Consider the following 21,180-nt stretch of genomic DNA (forward strand, 5'->3'; position numbering starts at 1 on the left):
CGGCGGAGACGAGCACGTCGTGGTGCGCAACAAGGCTGCGGCCCGACCGGTTCGCGGAACAGGGAGGTCGGCGATGGTGCGGACGAGGATCACCGGGGCGGCGCTCGCGGCGCTCGCAGTGCTCGCGGTCGGCGGGGCGGCGGTGACCGTGCCGTCGGCGGCGGCGCGCGACGACGCGCCGACGGCGGCCCACAAGCCGAGGGGCCCGGTCGTCATCGGCCACCGGGGCGCGTCGGGCTACCGGCCCGAGCACACGCTCGCGGCGTACGAGCTGGCGGCGCGGATGGGCGCGGACTACATCGAGCCGGACCTGGTGCCCACGAAGGACGGTCAGCTGGTCGCGCGGCACGAGAACGAAATCGGCGGCACGACCGACGTCGCGGCGAAGCCGGAGTTCGCGGCGCGCAAGACCACCAAGGTCGTCGACGGCGCGGCCGTCACCGGCTGGTTCACCGAGGACTTCACGCTCGCCGAGCTGAAGACGCTGCGCGCGAAGGAGCGCATCCCGGACACCCGGCCGCGCAACACCCTCTACGACGGCCGCTACGGGATCCCGACGCTCCAGGAGGTCATCGACCTCTCCCGCCGGCTGTCCCGCGAACTCGGCCGGGAGATCGGCGTCTACCCGGAGACCAAGCACCCCACCTACTTCCAGGACGCCGGGCTCGCCCTGGAGCCCCGGCTGGTGGACGTGCTCAACCGCAACGGCCTCAACCGGCGCGGCGCGAAGGTGTACGTGCAGTCGTTCGAGGTGGCCAACCTCAAGGCGCTCAAGAAGCAGCTGCGCGTGCCGCTGGTGCAGCTGGTCAACTCCTCGGGCGCGCCCTACGACTTCGTCAAGGCGGGCGACAAGCGCACCTACGACGACCTCGTCACGCCGGACGGCCTGCGGGAGATCCGCACCTACGCCGCCGGTGTCGGCGCGGCCAAGGACCGCGTCATCCCGCGCGACGCGCAGGGCTTCCTCCAGGCGCCGACCTCCCTCGTGCGGGACGCGCACGTGCGCGGCCTGATCGTGCACGCCTGGACCTTCCGCAACGAGAACGCGTTCCAGCCCGCCGACTTCCGCACGTCGACCGACCCGGCCGCGTACGGCCGGGCCTTCGACGAGTACGCGCGCTTCTACGCGACCGGCCTCGACGGCGTGTTCGCCGACCACCCGGACACCGCAGCCGAAGCCCGCGCTGCGCGCTGAAGCGAGGTCGCCGCCGCGACGAACTCACGACAATCCAACACAGCGAGGTCGCGTCGGTAGGTCGAGGCTCATTTCCCGGCGATCACGCCCTTCGATCGCCGGGAAATCAGACTCGAACTACCGACTCCCCGGCGACCTCGCCGTCGCGACGGAGTCGCGACAATCCAACACAATCCAACGCACTCAGCTCGCCGACGTGAGCACCCTGGCGCTCGGCGTGGGTTGCCCGACATCCAGCAATCCCCGCCGGGCCAGCTCGGGCCGCACACCCTCACCGAACCAGTACGCCTCCTCCAGGTGCGGGTAACCGGACAGCACGAACTCCGATACCCCGACCGAGTGGTACTCCTCGATCAGGTCCGCCACCTCCGAGTGGCTGCCCACCAGCGCGGTGCCCGCGCCACCGCGCACGAGCCCGATACCCGCCCACAGGCCGGGGTGGACCTCCAGCCCCCGCACGCCCTTCGACAGGTCACCGCCGTGCAGCGCGACCATCCGCTGCTGCCCCACGGACTGGCTGGCCCGCAACTGCGCCTGCGCCCGCTCCACCTGCGCGGGGTCCAGCGCCGCCAGCAGCTTCTCCGCCTCGCGCCACGCCTCGGCCGACGTGTCCCGGCTGATGGTGTGCAGCCGCACGCCGAACCGGATCGGCCGGTCACCGGCCAGCGCGCGCACCCGCCCGATCTTCTCCGCCACCTGCGCAGGCGGCTCGCCCCAGGTCAGGTACACGTCCGCCCGCCGGGCCGCCACCGGCAGCGCGGCGTCCGACGACCCGCCGAAGTAGATCGGCGGCACCGGCGACGGCGGCGTCGACAGGGTCGCGCCCTCCACCCGGTAGTGCGCGCCGGCGAAGTCCACCGGCCGCCCCGACCACACCGCCCGCACGACGTGCAGGAACTCGTCCGTCCGCGCGTACCGCTGGTCGTGGTCGAGCCAGTCGCCGAACCGCCGCTGCTCGACCGCGTCCCCACCGGTCACCACGTTCAGCAGCAGCCGGCCGCGCGAGATCCGCTGGTAGGTGGCGGCCATCTGGGCCGCCAGCGTCGGCGAGATCGCGCCCGGTCGGAACGCCACCAGGAACTTCAGCCGCTCGGTCCGCGCGATCAGCGCGGCGGTGGTGAGCCACGCGTCCTCGCACCACGTGCCGGTCGGCGTCAGCACGCCCTCGAACCCGTTGCGCTCGGCGGCGGCCGCGACCTGGGCCAGGTAGTCGATGTCCGGGTCGCGCTGGGCGGCGGGACCGGCCGACCGGTTCGCGTGGAAGCGCTCCACGACCGTCCGACCGTCGCCCGAGGTGGGCAGGAACCAGTGCAGCACCACGCTCATGACAGCTCTCCCTGGAACCGGGTGTCCACGAACTTCCTGAAATCGACCCCGCCGGGCAGCGTGCCGTCCGCCGTGAACGCGTCCGCCAGCTCCTGCTCGGACGCGATCACCGCGTCGTCCAGCGCCACCGGCAGGTCCGCGCCGCGGTCCACGGCCGCCCGCGCCACCTCGGGCTTCAGCCCGGTCTCCGCCGCCCACGCCCGTGCCCACTCGTCGCGGTGCGCGTCGGCCCACCGCTGCGCCTTGCCGATCCGGATCAGGTACTCCTTGATGGCGGCGCTCTTCCCTGGGTCGTCCAGCGCCGCGCGGCCCGCCACCTGGAACGCGTACCCGTTGGCCTTGCCCCGGCCGTCCGTCAGCACCCGCGCGTCGGTCTCCTGCAACGCCTGCGACGTGTACGGGTCCCACACCGCCCAGGCGTCGACCCGCTTCTGCCGGAACGCCGCGTAGGCGTCGGACGGCTGGAGGAAGTTCAGCCGGACGTCCTTGGTGGTCAAGCCGGCCGCGCCCAGCGTGAGCAGCACCTGCCCGTGCGCCGAGCTGCCCTTGGCCACCGCGATGCTCCTGCCCCGCAGGTCCGACGCGCTCCGCAGCGCGGAGTCACCCGGCACCAGGATCACGTCGCTCTCCACGTTCCCCTTGGCGGAGTACACGACGGCGATCCTGGCGTCGGCCGCCGCGGCGAAGATCGGCGGTGTGTTGCCCACCGCGCCGATGTCGATCGCGCCCGCCGACGCGGCCTCCAGCAGCGGAGGGCCGGACGTGAACGTGGACCACTCGATCCGGTGGGGGAAGTCGTCCAGCAGCCCGGCGGCCGTCAGCAGCGTCTTCGAGTTCCCCTTCTGGTCGCCGATCTTCAGCACGACCCCGCCGGACGACGACGGGGCCGCGCCGCACCCGCTCGCCACCAGCACCGCCGCGGTCAACGCGCTAAGCAGCTTCCACATCGTCCACCCCCAGGTCGGCGAGCACGTCCGCCCGCAGGTCGGCAAAGGACGCCCGGCGACGCGGGCGCGGCAGGTCGACCCGGTGCTCGGCGACGAGCCGGCCCGCGGCCAGCACGACGACGCGGTCCGCCAGCAGCAGCGCCTCGTCCACGTCGTGGGTCACGAACAGCACGGCCGGCCGGTGCTCGCGCCACAACTGCGCCACCAGGCGGTGCATCGCCGCCCGCGTCAACGCGTCCAGCGCGCCGAACGGCTCGTCCAGCAGCAGCAGCTCCGGTTCGCGGACCAGCGCCCGCGCCAGGGACACGCGCTGCGCCTCGCCGCCGGACAGCGTCAGCGGCCACGCGTCGGCGTGGTCGCCCAGCCGCACCTCCGCCAACGCCTCCTCGGCGACGCGCCGCGCCCAGTCCTTCGGCCGCCCCGCGCCGCGCAGCCCCAGCGTGACGTTGCGCCACACCCGCCGCCACGGCAGCAGCCGGGGCTGCTGGAACGCCACCGACACCCGGTCCGGCACCGAGACCGAGCCACCGATCTCCGGGTCCAGCCCGGCCAGGACGCGCAGCAGGGTCGACTTGCCGCACCCGCTGCGCCCGAGCAGCGCCACGAACTCGCCGCGCGCCAAGTCGAGGTCCAGCCCGTCGAGCACGCGGCGCGGGCCGAACTCCTTCACCAGTCCCCGGACCCTCACCGCGTCCGCCACCGCAGCACCCTCCGCTCCAGGCCGCGCACCAGGGCGTCGGTGGACAGCCCGAGCAGCGCGTACACCACCAGCCCCACCACGACGACGTCCGTGCGCAGGAACTCCCGCGCGTTGTTGATCAGGAAGCCGATACCCGCGTCGGCGTTGACCTGCTCGCCGACGATCAGCGACAGCCACGCCGCGCCGAGCGCGATCCGCAGCCCCACCAGGGTCTGCGGCACCGCCGACGGCAGCACGACGTGCGCGACCCGCTCGAACCGCGTGAAGCCCAGCGCCCGCGCGGCCTCCAGCAGCGCCGGGTCGGCCTGCCGGATGCCCGAGTGCAGGTTCAGGTACAGCGGGAACGCCGCGCCCGCCGCCACGAGGGCGATCTTGGGCTCCTCGCCGATGCCGAACCAGAGGATGAACAGCGGGATGAGCCCCAGGTGCGGCAGCGTGCGCAGCATCTGCACGGGCGGGTCGAGCAGCCGCTCGCCCCAGCGGGACAGGCCGGAGACGAGCCCGAGCGCGCCGCCGACCACCGCGCCGAGGGCGAACCCGACCGCGACCCGGCCGGTCGACACGAGGAGCGCGTCGACCAGCGAGCCGTCCAGCGCGAGGTCGCGCGCGGAGCGCAGCACGGTCACCGGCGAGGCGAGCTTGTCCGGCGGCAGCACGCCGGCGGCGCTCGCCGCCTGCCACAGCAGGACCAGGCCGATCGGGCTGAGCCAGCGGCGGAGGTCGGGCCGTCGGCGGTGCTTCTTGGCGGGTGCGCGCGGTATCGGTGCGGTTTCCGGGCGCGCGACAAAACCCGCGGTGGAAATCGACAAGATTTCTCCCGAGGACGCGGAAAATGAATCGGACGAGCTTCGTCAGCGCGCAGAACAGATAGCGCTCGCCTGCCGCCGCAGATCGACGTGCAGACGGGCGACCAGGATTCCGCGCCTACTCATGGAGCCGAGTTTTCGGTGCGCGTCGGGAGAAGTCAACGGTCCGCGGTCCGGTCCCGCGATGTGAAAGTGCCTCCGGTGCCGACAACATCGGCTCCGGAGGCACTTCCCCGCGGCGGTGGCGCGCGGCGGGCCCGGCCCACCGCCGCGCCGGATCAGGCCAGCATGTCGTGGCGGACGATGGTCTGGTCGCGGCCGGGCCCGACGCCGATCGCCGAGATCCGCGCGCCCGAGATGGACTCCAGGTGCTCGACGTAGGAGCGCGCGTTGGCGGGCAGCTCCTCGAACGTCCGGCAGTGGCTGATGTCCTCGAACCAGCCCGGCAGCTCCTCGTACACCGGGACGGCGTGGTGCACGTCGGTCTGCGTCATCGGCATCTCGTCCACGCGCTCGCCGTCGATCGTGTACCCCACGCACACCGGCACCTTCTCCAGGCCGGACAGCACGTCCAGCTTGGTCAGGAAGTAGTCGGTGATGCCGTTGACCCGCGACGCGTACCGCGCGATCACCGCGTCGAACCAGCCGGTGCGCCGCGAGCGCCCCGTGGTGACGCCGAACTCGCCGCCGGTCTTGCGCAGGTGCTCGCCCATCTCGTCGTTCAGCTCGGTCGGGAACGGGCCGGAGCCGACGCGGGTGGTGTACGCCTTCAGGATGCCGATCACGGTGGTGATCCGGCTCGGCCCGATGCCCGAGCCGGCGCTCGCGCCGCCGGAGGTCGGGTTGGACGACGTGACGAACGGGTAGGTGCCGTGGTCGACGTCGAGCAGGGTGCCCTGCGAGCCCTCCAGCAGCACCGTCTCGCCGCGCTCCAGCGCCTGGTTGAGCAGCAGCCGGGTGTCGGCGATGCGGGAGGCGAACCGCGCGCCGTGCTCCAGCACGCTGTCGACGACCTGCTCGGGGTCGAGCGCCTTGCGGTTGTAGACCTTGACCAGCACCTGGTTCTTGAAGTCCAGCGCGGCTTCCACCTTCTGCCGCAGGATCTTCTCGTCCAGCACGTCCTGGGCGCGCACGCCGACGCGGGCGATCTTGTCCTGGTAGCACGGCCCGATGCCGCGGCCGGTGGTGCCGATCTTGGCCTTGCCGAGGTACCGCTCGGTGACCTTATCGATCGCCACGTGGTAGGGCATGATCAGGTGCGCGTCGGCGGAGATGAGCAGGCTCGACGTGTCCACGCCCTGCTCCTCCAGGCCGGCCAGCTCGTCCAGCAGCACGCCGGGGTCCACCACCACGCCGTTGCCGATGACGCTGGTGACGCCGGGCGTGAGGATGCCGGAGGGGATGAGGTGCAGGGCGAACTTCTGCCCGTCGGGCAGCACGACCGTGTGCCCGGCGTTGTTGCCGCCCTGGTAGCGGACCACCCACTGGACGCGCTCACCGAGCAGGTCGGTGGCCTTGCCCTTGCCCTCGTCGCCCCACTGGGCGCCGATCAGCACTACGGCCGGCATGTGAAACTCCAAGCGGTTCGACGGGTAAGAGCGGAGCTTACGACGGCGCAGCCGTCACTTGCCGGTGCTCGAGGGTAGACCAGGAGATGATTGTGCGCGGAATCGTGTTGGCCTGCGGGAACTCGCTGTCGCCGTCGATCACTGACGGTGATCGGTTCGAGGTGCGCCGGCTGCCGACCCGACCGGGAAAGGCCGAGGTGGACCCGGTGCTGGCGGAGCTGGGTGAGCGGCGTCTCGTCGTGCACGGGACCGACGCCGACCTGAACGCGGTGGTGCTGAGGTTGCTTCGGACCGAACGCCTGGCCGAAGTGGCGGTCGGGTACGTGCCGGTGGACGAGCGGTCGGACGCGGCCCGCGTCTGGGGCCTGCCGACCGATCCGGGCCGCGCCCTCGACCTGGCGCTGTCCGGCGAGCCCGACCGCGTGTCGCTCGTCCGCGACGACGTGGGCGGCGTCCTGGTCGGCCTCGGCTCGCTCGGCCCGGTGCGCGGCGTCGGGTACGCCGACGACACGGTGGTGCTGCGGGGCCAGGCGAGCCGGCTGGAGGTGACGCCGGACCCGGACGGCGGCCTCGGCCTGCTGGTGACCGTGATCCACAAGAGGCTGTTCACCCGCAAGGCGCAGACGACCGAGGGCCGGGCGTTCCAGCTCGGGTGCCTGCCGGTCCAGGTCGACGTCGACGGTGTCGCGCACCCGCGCCCGATGGGCAAGTGGACCTGGTACCGCCACACGGAGGACCTCCGGCTGGTGCGCGGAGTGTCGTGACGCACAGTTCGTTCATCGTCCATTGGTGCGTCACTCGACAGCATTGAGCAGGCAGGAGAATCGACCCAAGGTGATTCCGACAGCTTCCCCCTCCGGAAGGTCGGAACCTTGTTACGGATCAGCACAGCCCCGCTCACCCTGTTCCTGACCGGCGCGCTCGTCCTCGGCGTCGCCGCGCCCGCGGCGGCCACGCCGCCCGACATCCCCGGCACGGCCACCGCCCAGGCCGAGCTGGCCGGGCTCACCGTCGCCGCCGAGGGCTCGACGGCGGGCTACTCGCGCGACCTGTTCCCGCACTGGACCACCGTCTCCGGCACGTGCAACACGCGGGAGACGGTGCTCAAGCGCGACGGCACGTCCGTGGTCACCGACGCCTCCTGCGCCGCGACGTCCGGCCGCTGGTACAGCCCGTACGACGGGGCCACCTGGAGCGCGGCGTCCGACGTGGACATCGACCACGTCGTGCCGCTGGCCGAGGCGTGGCGGTCCGGCGCGTCCTCGTGGACCACCGCGCGGCGGCAGTCGTTCGCCAACGACCTCGCCGGACCGCAGCTGATCGCCGTGACGGACGACGTGAACCAGGCCAAGGGCGACCAGGACCCGGCGCGGTGGCAGCCGCCGCTGACCTCCTACCGGTGCACCTACGCCAAGATGTGGGTGCACACCAAGCACCGGTGGGGCCTGAAGGTCGACTCCGCCGAGAAGTCCGCGTTGCAGTCGATGCTCGGGAGGTGCTGATGGCCGACCGCTCGTCCCGCCTCGTGGCCGGGCCCGGCGGCGTGATGACCGACGAGGTCGGCGTCGTCACGGGCGACCTCGAACTGCGCACCACGCTGGTGGACGGCGTGCTGCGGGCACAGGTGCGCTACGAGGGCGCGGACGAGTGGTACGCCGTCACGGGCGCCGAGTGCCGCATCGCGGACCCGCGCGACCACGACGCCGTGCACCGGGTGCTGGTGGGCGTGCTCCACCGGCCTCAGGGCTGACGGTCGTTGCCGCCCCGGCGCGTCAGGGGCGGCAACGCCTCCGCCGCCTCCGACCGCGACAACCCGGTGGCCTGGAGCAGGTCCACCGCCACGGACCGCACCTGGGCCAGCACCACCTTGGTGGACAGCCCCTCGCCGCCGAGCCGGTGGGCGGTGGCCGCGCGGGCCGCGTCCCGGACCGCCGCGCGGGCGCCCGCGGGCTCGTCGCCGCGGGCCAGCTCGACGCGCAGCAGGTCCACCGCGTCCGAGTACTGCCGCAGCACCTCCGGCAGGACCTCGGGCAGCTGCTCCCCGTCCCGCAGCGCCGCCAGCGCCCGCCGCGCGAGCACCCGCATGTTGCGCAACGCGTAGTCGACCGGCGCGGCGGTCGCCTGGTAGCGGCCCAGCTCGTCGCGCCGCCGCCAGCGGATCGGCGCGATGGTGGCGATCTCGCCGCCGGTGCGCAGCGCGGTCGTGAACTCGTCCAGCGCCTCCTGGCTGGTGCGCAGCCGCGCCAGCACGCCCGCCGCCTGCACCGCGTCGCGCTCCTCGACGGCCTTCGCCACCCCGCGCAGCGCGGTGGTCAGCTCGCCGAACACGACCTTGCCCTGCCGGTGCGCCACGGTCAGCGGGTTCGCGGGCAGCAGCGCCGTCACCGCCAGCCCGACCAGCCCGCCGACCAGCGCGTCCACCATCCGGTCCAGCCCGCCGCCCGCGCTCGGCGGCAGCAGGGTCGCGACCAGCACGGCGGACGAGCCGGACTGCAACGCGATCACCGCGCCACCGTCGAGCAGCACGGCCGTGGACATGGCCAGCGCCACGACCAGGCCGATCTGCCACGGGCCTGAGCCGATGAGCGAGATCAGCACGTCGCCGACACCGACGCCGACGGCCACGCCGACGACCAGCTCGACCACGCGCCGCAGCCGCTGCCCGAGCGACACGCCCAGGCACACCACGGCGGCGATCGGGGCGAAGAACGGGCGCGTGTGGCCCACGACGGAGGTCGCCACCAGCCACGACAGCCCCGCGGCGAGCCCGGCTTGGCCGATCGGCAAGGCCGTGCTCTGCCACCGCCGGAGCCTGCGCGCCACCTCGTCGCGCACGGCTCCCACGGTCAGCCCAGGCCGAGCGCGGCGGGTGCGGCGGGGTCGCTGTCGGCGAGGAACGTGGTGCAGCGCTCGTGCTCGTCGGCCTCGCCGATCCCGTCGGCCGCGCGGGCCAGCGCGGCGAGCGCCCGGAGGAAGCCCTGGTTGGGGCGGTGCGACCAGGGGATCGGGCCGAAGCCCTTCCAGCCGGCCCGGCGCAGCTGGTCGAGCCCGCGGTGGTAGCCGGTGCGGGCGTACGCGTAGGCGGCCACCGGGTCGCCCGCCTGGAGCGCGCGTTCGGCGAGCAGCGCCCACGCCTCGCTGAAGTCGGGGTAGGCGCGGACGATCTTCGCCGGGTCGGTGCCCGCCTCGGCGGCGGCCTGCGCCTCCGGCCGGTCGGGCAGCAGCGTCGGGTCGGGGCCGAGCAGGTTGTCCATGTGCTCAGGATAGGAAGGCGCGGGCCGCCGCAGCGACCAGTGCCAGCGCCAGGGCCGCCACGACGATCCCGGCGACGACTTTCCGTACCATGCTCGCCACTCCGTTCTCAGCAAACTCTCAGGCCGCACCTTGCCCGGCTCGGCTGAAAGGAGCAACGTTCGTCACCCTTTCGCGCCGACCCGCCGGGAAACGCGCAGGTCGGCCACGTCCCCTAGGGGTCGGTCCGGGAAAGACCAGGGGCGGGCGCGCTTCCCGACCGTCCACCCGCGACGCATCATGGGCGGGTGAAAACGGGGGTTACCGCACGCGTCGCGCAGTTCCGCGACCGGTACTGGGAGCGGGGCGAGCCGGGGCGCGAGTCCCCGCCCGCGCTCGTCGCGGGGCTGTACCGGCTGTGGCTGGTCGGCCTGCTGCTCAAGCTCCTCGGGTCGTCCTGGGACGTCGCGTGGCACTTCAAGTGGCTGCGCGACGAGCTGGCGCCGCCGCACGTGATCAACACGCTCGGCACGGTCATCGTCGTCGGGCTGACCCTGTTCCACACCTACACCGGCTACGGCGTCGACCGCCGCTCGCTGCGGCTGATGCAGTGGGGCACCGGGATCTTCCTGGTCGCGCTGCCGATCGACCTGATCAACCACCGGGTCAACGGCCTGGACATCACGTCGTGGAGCGGGTCGCACGCCCTGCTGTACCTGGGCACGGCGATCATGCTGGCGGGCGCGCTGCGCGGCTGGGTGCGCCTGTTCCCGGCGACGGCGTGGCGCGTGCCGGGCCTGGCGGCGCTGTGGTTCTTCTTCCTGGAGAACACGTGGTTCCCCAACCAGCACCAGGAGTACGGCGTGCTGGAGATCGCGTCCTGGGACCGGGGCGACCCGTACGCGGAACCGATCCTGCTCCGGTTCGCGGCCGACCAGATCGGCCGCCCGGTCGACCGGGAGTCGATCGTGCAGTTCTCGCTCCCGATCCCGGACTGGGTCTACCCGGTGTGGGGGCTGGTCACGGCGGCGCTGGTGCTCGTGGTGGCCCGGCGGACCATCGGCGGGCGCTGGGCGGCGACGGCGGTGGCCGCCGGGTACGTGGCCTACCGGTGCCTGATCTGGCCGCTGCTCGCGGGCATGGACTTCCCGCTGTCGGCCGTGCCGCTGTTCCTGGTGCTCGTCGGCCTCGCCGTGGACGCGGCCCACCTGGGCCGGGTGCCCGCGCCGCTCGCGGCGGTGCTCGGCGCGGCGGCGGTGACGGGCCTGGGCTACGGCGGCATCCGGGCGCAGCAGGCGCTCGACGCCGCGCCGCCGATCGACTTCACGTCGGCGGCCGTGACGTTCGTCGCGCTGGCCGCGCTGTGGACGGTCGGCGACCTCCTGGCGCGGCGCCGGGAACTCGCGGCGGGCGGCGCGGCGCGGGTGGGGGCAGCCCCGCTGTGAGCACGGGCGCCCGCCCGGTGTTCCGGGCGGGCACGGGTCCCGAGGATTGATCGCGCACCTGTCGATCACCCCCAGGGCCTTCGATGACGCGACTCCGAGCGCGCGTGCCCGCCGTCGTCCTGGTGGCCTGCCTGGCGCTGACCGCCGCCGGCCGCCGCACCGTGACCATGCCGGCCACCGCCACCTACGGCCTGCGCGCGCCGGGGGCAGCCGCCGCGCAGGACGAGCCGGTCGAGGCCGCCGTCTGCCGCATGTGCGGCCGGACCGGCTGACCCCGGACGCGGAACGGCCCCCGCCGGGTGTGGCGGGGGCCGTCGCGCGGGTCGACCGGGGTCAGCCGGCGATCATCCGACCGGAGGACTTCAGGTGCTCGCACGCCTGCGCGACGCGGGCCGCCATGCCCTGCTCCGCCGCCTTGAGGTAGCTGCGCGGGTCGTACGCCTTCTTGTTGCCGACCTCGCCGTCCACCTTCAGCACGCCGTCGTAGTTGGTGAAGAAGTGGCCCGCGATCGGGCGGGTGAACGCGTACTGCGTGTCCGTGTCGATGTTCATCTTGATCACGCCGTACGAGACCGCCTCGTGGATCTCCTCCAGCAGCGAGCCCGAGCCGCCGTGGAAGACCAGGTCGAACGGCTTGGCGCCGGCCGCGAGGCCCAGCTTCTCGGCCACCACGTCCTGGCCCTGCTTGAGGATCTCCGGGCGCAGCTTCACGTTGCCCGGCTTGTACACGCCGTGCACGTTGCCGAACGTCGCGGCCACCAGGTAGCGGCCCTTCTCACCGGTGCCGAGGGCCTCCACCGTCTTCAGGTAGTCCTCGGGCGTGGTGTAGAGCTTGTCGTTGATCTCGTTGGCGACGCCGTCCTCCTCGCCGCCGACGACGCCCACCTCGATCTCAAGGATGATCTTCGCCTTGGCGGTGGCCTCCAGCAGCTCCGCCGCGATCCGCAGGTTCTCGTCCAGCGGCACGGCCGAGCCGTCCCACATGTGCGACTGGAACAGCGGGTCGAGGCCGCGGTCGACCCGCTCCTGGCTGATCGCGACCAGCGGGCGGACGTAGCCGTCCAGCTTGTCCTTGGGGCAGTGGTCGGTGTGCAGCGCGATGTTCACCGGGTACTTCGCGGCGACGACGTGCGCGAACTCCGCCAGCGCGACCGCGCCGGTGACCATGTCCTTGACCTTGGTGCCGGACGCGAACTCGGCGCCACCGGTCGAGACCTGGATGATCCCGTCGCTCTCGGCCTCCGCGAAGCCGCGCAGCGCCGCGTTGAGAGTCTCGGACGAGGTGACGTTGATCGCGGGGTAGGCGAACTCGTTCGCCTTGGCGCGGTCGAGCATCTCGGCGTAGACCTCGGGGGTTGCGATGGGCATCGGTGGTCCTCCTCGGGTGCCCGGAACGCGGTGTCGGGGGCATCCTACGGGCACCGCCCGGTGGGAGAAGTCGATCACCGGCATAGTGGGGTCATGGCGATCGCACGGTGGAACGGCGAGATCATCGCCGAGAGCGAGCGGACCGAGATGGTGGAGGGGAACCACTACTTCCCCGCGGAGTCGGTGCACGCCCAGTACCTGAGGCCATCCGACACCACGACCGTGTGCCCGTGGAAGGGCACCGCGAACTACTACACGCTGCACGTGAACGGCGAGGAGAACGCCGACGCCGCTTGGTACTACGCCGAGCCGAAGGAGGCCGCGGCGAACATCAAGGGCCACGTCGCGTTCTGGCGCGGCGTCGAGGTCTCGGACTGACGGGTCGCGGGGGCGGTCCGCACCGCCCCCGCGGTCCCGCCGGCTCCGTCCCCCGCGGTCCCGCTACTCCGCGAGCGCGGCGGCGAGTTCGCGGAACTCCGGCGACGTGTCCTGCCGCTCGCCGAGCAGCTGCACGGACACGTGGTCCGCGCCCGCCTCGTGGTGCTCGCGCAGCCGCCGCGCGACCCGGTCCACCGGGCCCCACGCGACCAGCGCGTCCACCAGCCGGTCGCTGCCGCCGCCGCTCAGGTCCTCCTCGGTGAAGCCGCTGCGCAGCCAGTTCCGGGCGTAGTTCGACAGCCCCAGGTAGCGGCTGAGGTTCGCGCGGCCGATCTCGCGGGCCCTGGCCGGGTCCTCCTCCAGCACCACGTGCTGCTCGGGCGCGAGGACCGCGCCGGAGCCGATCGTCTCGCGCGCCCGCGCGGTGTACTCGGGCGTCACCAGGTAGGGGTGGGCGACGCTGGTGCGCGCGGCGGCCAGCCGCAGCACGCGCGGCCCGAGCGCGGCCAGGGCGAGCCGGTCGCGGGGCACGTCCAGCTCGTCCAGGTAGTGCACCAGCTTCTGGTACGGGCCGTGGTACTCCTCACCGACCCGCTCGCGGTGGCCCGCGCCGACGCCGACCAGGAACCGGTCGGTCCACGCGAGGTCGCGGTAGCCGGCGTTCACCTCGGCGGCCGGGGTCGTCCAGACGTTGAGGATGCCGGTCGCGACGACCAGCCGGTCGGTGGCGTCGAGCAGGTCGGACACCAGCCGCAGCACACCGCCGTCGGGCGCGCCGCCCAGCCACAGCGTGCCGAACCCGAGCCGTTCCAGCTCGGCCGCGGCCTCCGCCCGGCCCTCCCAGCGCTCGGCCAGTGCCCACACGCCGAACCTGCCCAGCTCCACGGTCATGTCGATTCCTCTCGAAAAACCCGGCGTCGACCACCGCAACCCGAACATCCGACCATTTAGTCCTGGCTGTGACGTTCAGCGCGCCCCCGCCCGGTGCGGTCGGGTTCCCAGCATGACGAAACCCTCCGTCTCCCGGCGCGAGGGGTTCGCCGCGCACGTGGCGCTCCAGCCGCACGACAACCTGCTGGAGCGGCCCTACGAGGGCGAGCCGCCAGCGGCGGTGGCGGACGCCGGGCCGTACTGGTCGCTCGCGCGCGACTCCCTCACCGGCGAGTACCGGCCGGGCGCGGACGTGGGCAGCGCGCGGGCCGCCGCCGCGTCGGGGCACCTGGACGAGCGGGGCCCGCGCGTCCTCGCCGTGCTGGACGAGGTGGCCCGGTCGACGGCCGCGAGCGACGCCTGAATTTCTTTAACTCGCCAGTAGCTTACTGTCGGTAAGTTGCGTTACGGTGACCTCCAGGCGAACCCGTTCGAGGAGGTCACCGTGGACGTTGCGGGCAAGGTTGTCCTGATCACCGGCGCGGCCAGGGGCATCGGCGCGGAGGTGGCCCGCCGGCTGGCGGCCGGGGGCGCGCGGGTGGCGCTCGTCGGGCTGGAGGGCGACGAGCTGCGCCGGGTCGCCGAGCGGTGCGGCGGCCGGGCGTGGGAGGCCGACGTCACGGACTGGCAGGCGCTGGAGGCCGCCGTCGAGGGCGTGGTCGGGCACTTCGGCGGCATCGACGTGGTGGTGGCCAACGCCGGCGTCGCCGCGACCGGGTTCGTGCGCTCCATCGACCCGGCCGCGTTCGAGCGGGTCGTCGACGTCAACCTGCTGGGCGTGTGGCGGACCGTGCGGACCTGCCTGCCGCACCTGATCGCCAGTCAGGGCTACTGCCTGGTCGTGTCGTCGCTCGCCGCGATCGTGCACATCCCCGGCAACGCGGCGTACTCGGCGGCGAAGGCGGGCTGCGAGGCGTTCGCGGACAGCCTGCGCGCGGAGGTGCGGCACCTGGGTGTCGGCGTCGGCGTGGCGTACTTCTCGTGGATCTCCACGGACATGGTCGAGAGCGCGGACCGGCACCCCGTCTTCGGGCCGCTGCGGCGCGGGATGCGCGGGCCGGCGGGCCGGAAGTACCCGGTGTCGGCCGCGGCCAAGGCCGTCGTGCGGGCCGTCGAGCGCCGCGCCCGGACCGCGCACGCGCCCGGTTGGGTCGCCGGCCTGAAGCTCTTCCGCGCCCTCGCGCCGAGGGTGGTGGACCAGCAGGCGGCGAGCCGGGTGCCCGCCGCCGACCGGGCGATGGCGGACGGCGTCCGGTCCGACCTGTCGGGCCTGGTCGGACCGGGCGGCCGGGCGGCGGGCCTGGCGAAGCCCGCCCAGGGGAAGGGCGCCCAAGGGAAGGACGCCCAAGGGAAGGGCGCCGACGCCGGCGGCTGACCCGAGGTCAGAGCCACATCCCCGTCACCGGCTGCCACTCGTGCACGCGCGTCTCGGCCACCACGCCGGCGGGCGTGTACGGGTCGGCGGCCAGGACCTCCCGCAGCTCGGCCTCGTCCTCGACGTCGTAGACCAGCACCGCGCCCGACTGGTCGGTGTACGGCCCGGACACCAGCAGCTTGCCCCGCTCGACCAGCGTCGCCAGGTACTCGCGGTGCGCGGGGCGCACGGCGAGCCGCTCGTCCCGGTTGTCCCCGAACACCAACTCGACCACGTACCGGGCCACCGTCCACCTCCGGAAGAGACCAATGTCCAGCCCGAAGTTACCGGCCGGCCCGAGCCCGACCACCCACCAGGTAACGTCTTTTCCGTGGTCGGTTCGGAACACAACAGCGGCGGCATCGCGCGTGTGCAGAACACGCTGACGAACCTGCGCATCCAGGACGGCGTGGCTCCGCCCCCGACCGGTCCCCTGACGCTGGAAGACCTCTACCGCCAGCACCGGATGAGGCTCGTCCGCCTGGCCCTGCTCCTCGTGGACGAACCGGCGACCGCCGAGGACGTGGTCCAGGAGGCGTTCACCGGCCTCCACCGGAACTGGTCCAACCTGCGGGACGCCCAGGCGGCCGTCGGCTACCTGCGCACGGCCGTCGTCAACGGCTCACGCAGCGTCCTACGCCGCCGCAAAACGGCCCGCGACTACACACCGCCCCACGTGGCGAACGCCCGCTCGGCCGAGAGCCTGGCCATGCTGACGGCGGAACACCAGGCGGTGGTCGCGGCCCTGTCCCAATTGCCGCCACGACAGCGCGAAGTGCTCGTGCTGCGCTATTACGGCGACCTCTCGGAAGCCGAGATCGCCGAGGCGACGGGCATTTCCAAGGGCACCGTGAAGAGCACGGCGAGCAGGGCCCTCGACGCACTTCAGAAGATCATGGCCGCCCGCTGACCGCCAGGACACACCTCTGCCGGCTGCGTGTCATCCCCGTACGGCCTGCCCGCAGGGCAACCACGCTTGGCAGGCCAGGTCAAGCACGCTTCACCGCTTGACCTGGCCTGACAAGCGTGGTGGTCTTTGACAGGCCGTACGGGGATGACACGCAGCCACAAAGCTTTTCACGCTTCGAAGAAGCTTGAAAAGCTCGCAAAGCTTCGAAGAAGCTTTGCCCTCATCCTTGGTGGCCTGCCCAGCGGCGAGCGCCCTTCTTTAAGCTTTGACCCGCTCAAACCGAAGAACTTCTGTGCTGATCTCAGCCGAAAGAAAAGAAACGCTCGCCGCTGGGCAGACCTCCGGGGAGGAAAAGCTTTAAAGGCGTCGTGTTCTCCCCGCATGACCTGTCAAAGACCACCACAGTCGGTCAGGGGGCGCAAGCGGTGAAGCGTGCTTGCGCCCCCTGACCGACTGTGGTTGCCCTGCGGGCAGGCCATACGGGGAGAACACGAGACCAGGAGTCTGTGCTGCGCGGTGCGGTGTGCCCGGATCTGTGCTGCGCGTGCAGGGGTCCGGGTCGGTGTCGGGGGGCGGAGGCAAGGGGCTTGGTGCCGGGAGTGGGGCTGGGGTCCCGGAGGGCTTGACGGGGGCTTGCGTTCGGGGGTGCGCAAGGCGGCCGGAGGTGTACCGGGTGGGGGAATCGGGCACTTGGTATAGACCAATGGTGGGCCGATGCCGCACTATCGGTCCTCGTGGCGCGCACTAGACACGTGATAGCCGTCGATGTCGGCGGTACCGAGACCAAGGCTGCCCTCGTGGCCGGCACCGCCGGCGGCGTGCGGGCGGTGAAGCAGCGGCGTCGGGCTACGACTCGGGACGCCGAGGCCGTGGTCGGCCAGGTGGCCTCGTTGGTCGACGAGTTGCGCGCGGACACCGAGGTGGAGGCGGTCGGGCTCGTCGTGCCGGGTGTCGTGGACGAGGACAACGGCGTCGGCGTGTACTCGGCCAACCTCGGCTGGCACGACTTCCCGTTCGTCAAGCAGGTCGAGGCCCGGACGGGGACGAGGACCGCGTTCGGCCACGACGTGCGGGCGGGCGGGTTGGCCGAGCTGCGCGTCGGCAACGCCCGTGGGCTCCGGAACGCGGTGATCATGCCCATCGGCACGGGCATCGCCGGCGCCCTCGTGCTCGACGGCAGGATCTACCGGGGTGACGGCAGCGTCGGCGAGATCGGCCACGTCGACGTCGGGCACGGCGACCCGTGCGGCTGCGGCCAAACGGGTTGTGTCGAGGCGCGGGCCTCGTCGGCGGCCATCGCGCGCCGGTACGCCGAGCGGACCGGTGATCCGGTCAGCGGTGCCGCCGACGTCGCGAGGTTGGTCCGCGAGGGCCGGCCGGACGCGGTGGTGGTGTGGCAGGAAGCGGTGGACGCCCTCGCGAAGGGCATTCTGCTGGTAGCGGCTCTACTGGGGCCGGAGGCGGTGGTCCTGGGCGGAGGTCTCGCGCTCGCCGGGCCGCTGCTCACGGACCCGTTGCGGGACCGGCTGGACGGGTTGATCACGTTCCAGCGGCGTCCGGAACTGCGGCTCGCGGCGTTGGGCGACGAGGCCGGGTGCCTCGGGGCCGCGCTGCTGGCCATCGACATGCTGGAGGAGACATGAGCACGTGGGGTGGACCGGTGGACGTGACCCTGACCGGTGGTCGGGTCGTCACGCCCGACGGGGTGCTCGACCAGGGCTGGGTAGCCGTGCGCGACGGCTTGATCGTCGCCGTCGGCGAGGGTGCCGCCCCTGACGGGCCGACCACGGACGTGGGCGGCGACTGGCTGGTGCCGGGCTTCGTGGACATCCACTGCCACGGTGGCGGTGGGGAGGCGTTCACCAGCGCCGATCCGGAACGGGTGCGCAAGGCCGCCGCCGCGCACCGCCGGCACGGCACGACGACGATGCTGGCGAGCCTGGTGTCGCGACCGATCCCGGAACTCGCCGACCAGGTGGCGGCGCTGGCCGAACTCGTGCAGGACGGGGTCGTCTCGGGCATCCACCTGGAGGGCCCGTTCCTGTCGGCGGCCCGCTGCGGCGCACACGATCCCGCCATCCTGTGCCCGCCGGACCGCGCGTCGGTGAACCAGCTGCTGATCGCCGGTCGCGGCACCGTCCGCATGGTCACCGTCGCGCCGGAGCTGGAGCACGGCGTGGAGGCGGTCCGCCAGTTGGTCGACAACGATGTCCTGGCCGCGATCGGCCACACGGACGCGACCGAAGCCCAGATCCGGCCCGCCGTGGAGGCCGGAGCGACGGTGGCGACGCACCTGTTCAACGGGATGCGCCCGCTGCACCACCGGGAGCCCGGTCCGATCGGCGCGCTGCTGGACGACGAGCGCGTCACCGTGGAGCTGATCTGCGACCTGGTGCACCTGCACCCGACGGCGGTGCGGTTGGCCGCCCGGCACGCGGGGCGCGGCCGGACCGTCCTGGTCACCGACGCGATCGCGGCGGCGGGCGTGGGCGACGGCGTGTACGACGTGGGCGGGCTGGAGGTGCGCGTGGTGGACGGCGTGCCGACGCTCGCGGGCGGCGCTTCCCTGGCGGGCAGCACGCTCACGATGGACGTGGCGTTCCGGAACGCCGTGCAGTCGTGCGGGTTGTCGGTCGAGGACGCGGTGGTCGCCACCTCGACCCGGCCGGCGCGGCTGCTCGGGCTGGCGGACCGGACCGGCGAGATCAGGGAGGGCCTGGCGGCCGACCTGGTGGTGCTGGACGCCGACTTCCGGCCGCGCGACGTGATGAGCCGCGGCGAGTGGGTGAAAGACTGACGGGGTGCCCGACGACCACGAGCGGCTGGTGGCCGACGCCCTGCGCGCGCAGGCCACCAGCACCGGCGGTGGACCCGCCCCGACGTTCCGCCCGGCGCGCCCCGCGCCGGGCGCGGGGTGGGTGCTGCTGGTCGCCGCGCTGCTCGGCCTGGTCGCCGGAGCGGTCGTGGCGGTGATCACGCTCGGTTGACGCTGTACCGTGGTCCGGGTGACGGTCGCGATCGCCTCCTCCTCGCTCGCCCTCGGCCCGGAGTGGCTGGACCCGCAGAAGCTGCTCGAAGGTCTCGGGCCGTACATGCTGGTCGGCCTGTGCTTCATCATCTTCGCCGAGTGCGGTCTGCTGGTCGGCTTCTTCCTGCCCGGCGACTCGCTGCTGTTCACGGCGGGTCTGTTCGTGGCGAACGACCTCCTGGACTACCCGCTGTGGCTGGTGTGCCTGCTGCTCACGGTGTGCGCCCTGGCGGGCAACGTGGTGGGCTACTGGATCGGCTGGCGCGCCGGTCCCGCGCTGTTCAACAAGCCGGAGTCGAAGATCTTCAAGAAGGAGTACGTCGACAAGACGCACGAGTTCTTCGACAAGTACGGCGCGCGGGCCATCGTGATGGCCCGGTTCGTGCCGATCGTGCGGACGTTCATCACGGCGATGGCCGGCGTGGGCCGGATGGACGCGCGCAAGTACTTCACGTACTCGCTCATCGGCGGCATCGCGTGGGCGGCGGGCCTGACGGTCCTGGGCTACTTCCTGGGCCAGATCACGTTCGTGCGCGACAACCTCGAAATGATGCTGATCCTGATCGTGCTGCTCTCCGTGATCCCGATCATCATCGAGGTCATCAAGGCGCGCCGGGAGAAGAAGGCGCTCCTCGCGCAGGAGGCCGACGACATCACCCAGCAGTTCCGGCGGATCGACTGACCCCGCGCCGCCGCCGGGGACCCCGGTCCCCGGCGCGGCTGCCCTGATCAGCGGTTGACCGCGCCCCGCAGTGGTCTGTACCAGTTGAGGGGTGCTTCGGAACGCCCTCGCCGCGTGCGCGGCCCTCCTGCTCGTGGTGACCGGCGCCTCGGTGCCGGCGGCAGCCGCGCCGCGCGCCGTCGTCGGCGCGTACTACGGCAACTGGTTCAGCGCGTCCGAACCGATCTCCGGCATCCCGTCGGACACCCCGATCACGCACCTGTTCTACGCGTTCTCGACCATCGAGGACGGCCGGTGCGTCGTCACCGCGCCCACCGCCGCCGAGGACTTCGCCGACATCCTGGACCTCAAGCGCCGCAAGCCGTCGCTGAAGGCCCTGATCTCCATCGGCGGCTGGGGCGCGGGCGGCTTCTCCGACGCGGCGCTGACCCCGGAGTCGCGGCGGGCGTTCGTGGCGTCCTGCGCGGAGCTGTTCTTCGAGCGGCACGAGGGCGTCTTCGACGGGGTGGACGTCGACTGGGAGTTCCCCGTCTACGGCGGGCCGACGGAGATCACCGACCGCCCGGCGGACCGGCGCAACATGACCCACCTGGTCCGCGAGTTCCGCCGCCAACTGCCCCGCGGCAGCCTCGTCACCGCGGCCCTGCCCACCGGCCGGTTGCAGACCGACGGCCCCTACGACCCCGCCCGCAGCTTCGAGCTGGGCGCGCTGGGCCGGGAGCTGGACCTCGTCGCCCTCATGACCTACGACATGGGCACCGGCTTCTCGCCCGTGTCGACGTTCAACGCGCCACTGCGCGAGGTCCGCGAAGACCCGATGCCCCGGGCCGACCGCCGCTGGAACAACGTGGCGGGCGCGGTCGACTACTACCTGCGCCACGGGGTGCCCGCGCACAAGCTCGTGCTCGGCACGCCGTTCTACGGCCGGGGCTTCCAGGTGCGGCAGGAGGGGCCGGACCACGGCCTGTACCAGCCCTACGAGAGCACGTTCTGGGTCGACGGGGTGGAGGCGGTCGAGCGGCTGAAGGCGTCACCGGGCTGGCGCGAGTACTGGCACCCCGTGGCGCGGTCGCCGTGGCTCTACAACGCGGCCGAGCGCAAGTTCGTGAGCTTCGAGGACGCACGTTCCATCGGGCTCCGCGCCCGGTACGCCAAGCAGCGCGGCCTGCGCGGCGCGTTCATGTGGGAACTCGGCCAGGACGACGCGCGGCACAGCCTGCTGACCGCGATGGCCCGCCCGTTCACGGGCTGA

Annotated in this window: 26 protein-coding genes; 15 read left to right on the forward strand and 11 right to left on the reverse strand. The window is 72.7% G+C overall.

What is annotated here, in order from left to right; genetic code table 11:
• Positions 1-73: 73 nt before the first annotated feature.
• Positions 74-1,195 (forward strand): glycerophosphodiester phosphodiesterase, encoded by a 1,122-nt coding sequence (locus C8E97_RS00465; protein ID WP_211346884.1) that lies wholly within the window; start codon positions 74-76, stop codon positions 1,193-1,195.
• 183 nt (positions 1,196-1,378) lie between these two features.
• Here C8E97_RS00465 and C8E97_RS00470 read toward each other — a convergent pair whose 3' ends face one another.
• The 6 genes from C8E97_RS00470 to C8E97_RS00490 form a co-directional block, all read right to left on the reverse strand.
• On the reverse strand, positions 1,379-2,521 hold the full coding sequence (locus C8E97_RS00470; RefSeq protein ID WP_121000566.1) for an LLM class flavin-dependent oxidoreductase: 1,143 nt from the start codon (positions 2,519-2,521) through the stop codon (positions 1,379-1,381).
• Positions 2,518-3,468, reverse strand: a complete 951-nt coding sequence (locus C8E97_RS00475) for an ABC transporter substrate-binding protein (protein WP_121000568.1) — start codon at positions 3,466-3,468, stop codon at positions 2,518-2,520. Before C8E97_RS00475 ends, C8E97_RS00470 begins: the two co-directional genes overlap by 4 nt.
• Positions 3,452-4,168 carry an ABC transporter ATP-binding protein gene (locus C8E97_RS00480; RefSeq protein ID WP_121000570.1) on the reverse strand — a complete coding sequence of 239 codons (717 nt, stop codon included), beginning with the start codon at positions 4,166-4,168 and terminating at the stop codon, positions 3,452-3,454. The genes C8E97_RS00475 and C8E97_RS00480 overlap by 17 nt, the downstream gene beginning before the upstream one ends.
• Positions 4,153-4,977 carry an ABC transporter permease gene (locus C8E97_RS00485; protein WP_121000572.1) on the reverse strand — a complete coding sequence of 275 codons (825 nt, stop codon included), beginning with the start codon at positions 4,975-4,977 and terminating at the stop codon, positions 4,153-4,155. The genes C8E97_RS00480 and C8E97_RS00485 overlap by 16 nt, the downstream gene beginning before the upstream one ends.
• 42 nt (positions 4,978-5,019) lie before the next feature.
• A complete protein-coding gene (locus tag C8E97_RS36745; protein ID WP_425470649.1) occupies positions 5,020-5,100 on the reverse strand; it encodes a putative leader peptide in 81 nt (26 codons plus the stop codon).
• 152 nt (positions 5,101-5,252) lie between these two features.
• The gene (locus C8E97_RS00490) at positions 5,253-6,542 is read right to left on the reverse strand and encodes an adenylosuccinate synthase (protein ID WP_121000574.1); all 1,290 of its coding nucleotides are present in this window, start codon (positions 6,540-6,542) and stop codon (positions 5,253-5,255) included.
• Positions 6,543-6,628: 86 nt separating this feature from the next.
• On the opposite strand from C8E97_RS00490, the gene C8E97_RS00495 reads away from it, so the two are divergent.
• The 3 genes from C8E97_RS00495 to C8E97_RS00505 all read left to right on the forward strand — a co-directional run bounded on the left by C8E97_RS00495 (position 6,629) and on the right by C8E97_RS00505 (position 8,292).
• On the forward strand, positions 6,629-7,306 hold the full coding sequence (locus tag C8E97_RS00495; protein ID WP_425470440.1) for a diacylglycerol kinase catalytic domain-containing protein: 678 nt from the start codon (positions 6,629-6,631) through the stop codon (positions 7,304-7,306).
• A 117-nt stretch (positions 7,307-7,423) separates the two neighbouring features.
• On the forward strand, positions 7,424-8,044 hold the full coding sequence (locus tag C8E97_RS00500) for an HNH endonuclease family protein (protein WP_425470650.1): 621 nt from the start codon (positions 7,424-7,426) through the stop codon (positions 8,042-8,044).
• Positions 8,044-8,292: a hypothetical protein gene (locus C8E97_RS00505; protein ID WP_121010483.1), complete on the forward strand. Its 249-nt coding sequence runs from the start codon at positions 8,044-8,046 to the stop codon at positions 8,290-8,292. The genes C8E97_RS00500 and C8E97_RS00505 overlap by 1 nt, the downstream gene beginning before the upstream one ends.
• On the opposite strand, the gene C8E97_RS00510 is transcribed toward C8E97_RS00505, so the two are convergent.
• Together C8E97_RS00510 and C8E97_RS00515 are read right to left on the reverse strand one after the other, a co-directional pair.
• The gene (locus C8E97_RS00510) at positions 8,283-9,377 is read right to left on the reverse strand and encodes an FUSC family protein (RefSeq protein WP_246018581.1); all 1,095 of its coding nucleotides are present in this window, start codon (positions 9,375-9,377) and stop codon (positions 8,283-8,285) included. The two genes, C8E97_RS00505 and C8E97_RS00510, sit on opposite strands and share 10 nt — an antisense overlap.
• 11 nt (positions 9,378-9,388) lie before the next feature.
• A complete protein-coding gene (locus C8E97_RS00515; protein ID WP_121000582.1) occupies positions 9,389-9,796 on the reverse strand; it encodes a DUF3151 domain-containing protein in 408 nt (135 codons plus the stop codon).
• Positions 9,797-10,081: 285 nt separating this feature from the next.
• On the opposite strand from C8E97_RS00515, the gene C8E97_RS00520 reads away from it, so the two are divergent.
• Together C8E97_RS00520 and C8E97_RS33920 are read left to right on the forward strand one after the other, a co-directional pair.
• Positions 10,082-11,218 (forward strand): hypothetical protein, encoded by a 1,137-nt coding sequence (locus tag C8E97_RS00520; RefSeq protein ID WP_121000584.1) that lies wholly within the window; start codon positions 10,082-10,084, stop codon positions 11,216-11,218.
• A gap of 83 nt (positions 11,219-11,301) precedes the next feature.
• A complete protein-coding gene (locus C8E97_RS33920) occupies positions 11,302-11,490 on the forward strand; it encodes a hypothetical protein (RefSeq protein WP_147454966.1) in 189 nt (62 codons plus the stop codon).
• A gap of 61 nt (positions 11,491-11,551) precedes the next feature.
• Here the strand turns inward: C8E97_RS33920 and fbaA are convergent, their stop codons facing one another.
• Positions 11,552-12,586 carry a class II fructose-bisphosphate aldolase gene (gene fbaA / locus C8E97_RS00525; RefSeq protein WP_121000586.1) on the reverse strand — a complete coding sequence of 345 codons (1,035 nt, stop codon included), beginning with the start codon at positions 12,584-12,586 and terminating at the stop codon, positions 11,552-11,554.
• Positions 12,587-12,679: 93 nt separating this feature from the next.
• Here fbaA and C8E97_RS00530 point away from each other — a divergent pair, with 93 nt between their 5' ends.
• Positions 12,680-12,964, forward strand: a complete 285-nt coding sequence (locus tag C8E97_RS00530; protein WP_121000588.1) for a DUF427 domain-containing protein — start codon at positions 12,680-12,682, stop codon at positions 12,962-12,964.
• A gap of 63 nt (positions 12,965-13,027) precedes the next feature.
• Here C8E97_RS00530 and C8E97_RS00535 read toward each other — a convergent pair whose 3' ends face one another.
• The gene (locus C8E97_RS00535; protein WP_121000590.1) at positions 13,028-13,855 is read right to left on the reverse strand and encodes an LLM class F420-dependent oxidoreductase; all 828 of its coding nucleotides are present in this window, start codon (positions 13,853-13,855) and stop codon (positions 13,028-13,030) included.
• A gap of 112 nt (positions 13,856-13,967) precedes the next feature.
• Here C8E97_RS00535 and C8E97_RS00540 point away from each other — a divergent pair, with 112 nt between their 5' ends.
• Complete coding sequence (locus C8E97_RS00540) at positions 13,968-14,258, forward strand: aldo-keto reductase family protein (RefSeq protein WP_121000592.1); 291 nt, start codon at positions 13,968-13,970, stop codon at positions 14,256-14,258.
• Between the two features lie 36 nt (positions 14,259-14,294).
• Entirely contained in the window at positions 14,295-15,269 is a 975-nt protein-coding gene (locus C8E97_RS00545; RefSeq protein ID WP_121000594.1) for a short-chain dehydrogenase/reductase, read from the forward strand.
• A 7-nt stretch (positions 15,270-15,276) separates the two neighbouring features.
• Here the strand turns inward: C8E97_RS00545 and C8E97_RS00550 are convergent, their stop codons facing one another.
• Positions 15,277-15,555, reverse strand: a complete 279-nt coding sequence (locus tag C8E97_RS00550) for a YciI family protein (RefSeq protein WP_121000596.1) — start codon at positions 15,553-15,555, stop codon at positions 15,277-15,279.
• Between the two features lie 84 nt (positions 15,556-15,639).
• Here C8E97_RS00550 and C8E97_RS00555 point away from each other — a divergent pair, with 84 nt between their 5' ends.
• From C8E97_RS00555 to C8E97_RS00580, 6 genes are all read left to right on the forward strand, one after another.
• On the forward strand, positions 15,640-16,218 hold the full coding sequence (locus tag C8E97_RS00555) for a SigE family RNA polymerase sigma factor (RefSeq protein ID WP_121000598.1): 579 nt from the start codon (positions 15,640-15,642) through the stop codon (positions 16,216-16,218).
• Positions 16,219-16,970: 752 nt separating this feature from the next.
• Entirely contained in the window at positions 16,971-17,861 is an 891-nt protein-coding gene (locus C8E97_RS00560; RefSeq protein ID WP_211346885.1) for an ROK family protein, read from the forward strand.
• The gene (gene nagA, locus C8E97_RS00565) at positions 17,858-19,015 is read left to right on the forward strand and encodes an N-acetylglucosamine-6-phosphate deacetylase (RefSeq protein WP_121000602.1); all 1,158 of its coding nucleotides are present in this window, start codon (positions 17,858-17,860) and stop codon (positions 19,013-19,015) included. The genes C8E97_RS00560 and nagA overlap by 4 nt, the downstream gene beginning before the upstream one ends.
• A 4-nt stretch (positions 19,016-19,019) precedes the next feature.
• The gene (locus C8E97_RS00570; protein ID WP_121000604.1) at positions 19,020-19,205 is read left to right on the forward strand and encodes a hypothetical protein; all 186 of its coding nucleotides are present in this window, start codon (positions 19,020-19,022) and stop codon (positions 19,203-19,205) included.
• Between the two features lie 9 nt (positions 19,206-19,214).
• Positions 19,215-19,928, forward strand: a complete 714-nt coding sequence (locus C8E97_RS00575) for a DedA family protein (RefSeq protein WP_211346886.1) — start codon at positions 19,215-19,217, stop codon at positions 19,926-19,928.
• 91 nt (positions 19,929-20,019) lie between these two features.
• Positions 20,020-21,180 carry a glycoside hydrolase family 18 protein gene (locus tag C8E97_RS00580; protein ID WP_121000606.1) on the forward strand — a complete coding sequence of 387 codons (1,161 nt, stop codon included), beginning with the start codon at positions 20,020-20,022 and terminating at the stop codon, positions 21,178-21,180.

This window comes from Saccharothrix australiensis, from assembly GCF_003634935.1.
Lineage (GTDB): Bacteria > Actinomycetota > Actinomycetes > Mycobacteriales > Pseudonocardiaceae > Actinosynnema > Actinosynnema australiense.

Excerpts from the sequence above, each read along its gene's own strand:
- C8E97_RS00465 (WP_211346884.1), top strand. The coding sequence starts at position 74 with ATGGTGCGGACGAGGATCACCGGGGCGGCGCTCGCGGCGCTCGCAGTG.
- C8E97_RS00475 (WP_121000568.1), bottom strand. The coding sequence starts at position 3,468 with ATGTGGAAGCTGCTTAGCGCGTTGACCGCGGCGGTGCTGGTGGCGAGC.
- C8E97_RS00530 (WP_121000588.1), top strand. The coding sequence starts at position 12,680 with ATGGCGATCGCACGGTGGAACGGCGAGATCATCGCCGAGAGCGAGCGG.
- C8E97_RS00495 (WP_425470440.1), top strand. The coding sequence starts at position 6,629 with ATGATTGTGCGCGGAATCGTGTTGGCCTGCGGGAACTCGCTGTCGCCG.
- C8E97_RS00535 (WP_121000590.1), bottom strand. The coding sequence starts at position 13,855 with ATGACCGTGGAGCTGGGCAGGTTCGGCGTGTGGGCACTGGCCGAGCGC.
- C8E97_RS00490 (WP_121000574.1), bottom strand. The coding sequence starts at position 6,542 with ATGCCGGCCGTAGTGCTGATCGGCGCCCAGTGGGGCGACGAGGGCAAG.
- C8E97_RS36745 (WP_425470649.1), bottom strand. The coding sequence starts at position 5,100 with ATGAGTAGGCGCGGAATCCTGGTCGCCCGTCTGCACGTCGATCTGCGG.
- C8E97_RS00470 (WP_121000566.1), bottom strand. The coding sequence starts at position 2,521 with ATGAGCGTGGTGCTGCACTGGTTCCTGCCCACCTCGGGCGACGGTCGG.
- C8E97_RS00505 (WP_121010483.1), top strand. The coding sequence starts at position 8,044 with ATGGCCGACCGCTCGTCCCGCCTCGTGGCCGGGCCCGGCGGCGTGATG.
- C8E97_RS00515 (WP_121000582.1), bottom strand. The coding sequence starts at position 9,796 with ATGGACAACCTGCTCGGCCCCGACCCGACGCTGCTGCCCGACCGGCCG.
- nagA (WP_121000602.1), top strand. The coding sequence starts at position 17,858 with ATGAGCACGTGGGGTGGACCGGTGGACGTGACCCTGACCGGTGGTCGG.
- fbaA (WP_121000586.1), bottom strand. The coding sequence starts at position 12,586 with ATGCCCATCGCAACCCCCGAGGTCTACGCCGAGATGCTCGACCGCGCC.
- C8E97_RS00540 (WP_121000592.1), top strand. The coding sequence starts at position 13,968 with ATGACGAAACCCTCCGTCTCCCGGCGCGAGGGGTTCGCCGCGCACGTG.
- C8E97_RS33920 (WP_147454966.1), top strand. The coding sequence starts at position 11,302 with ATGACGCGACTCCGAGCGCGCGTGCCCGCCGTCGTCCTGGTGGCCTGC.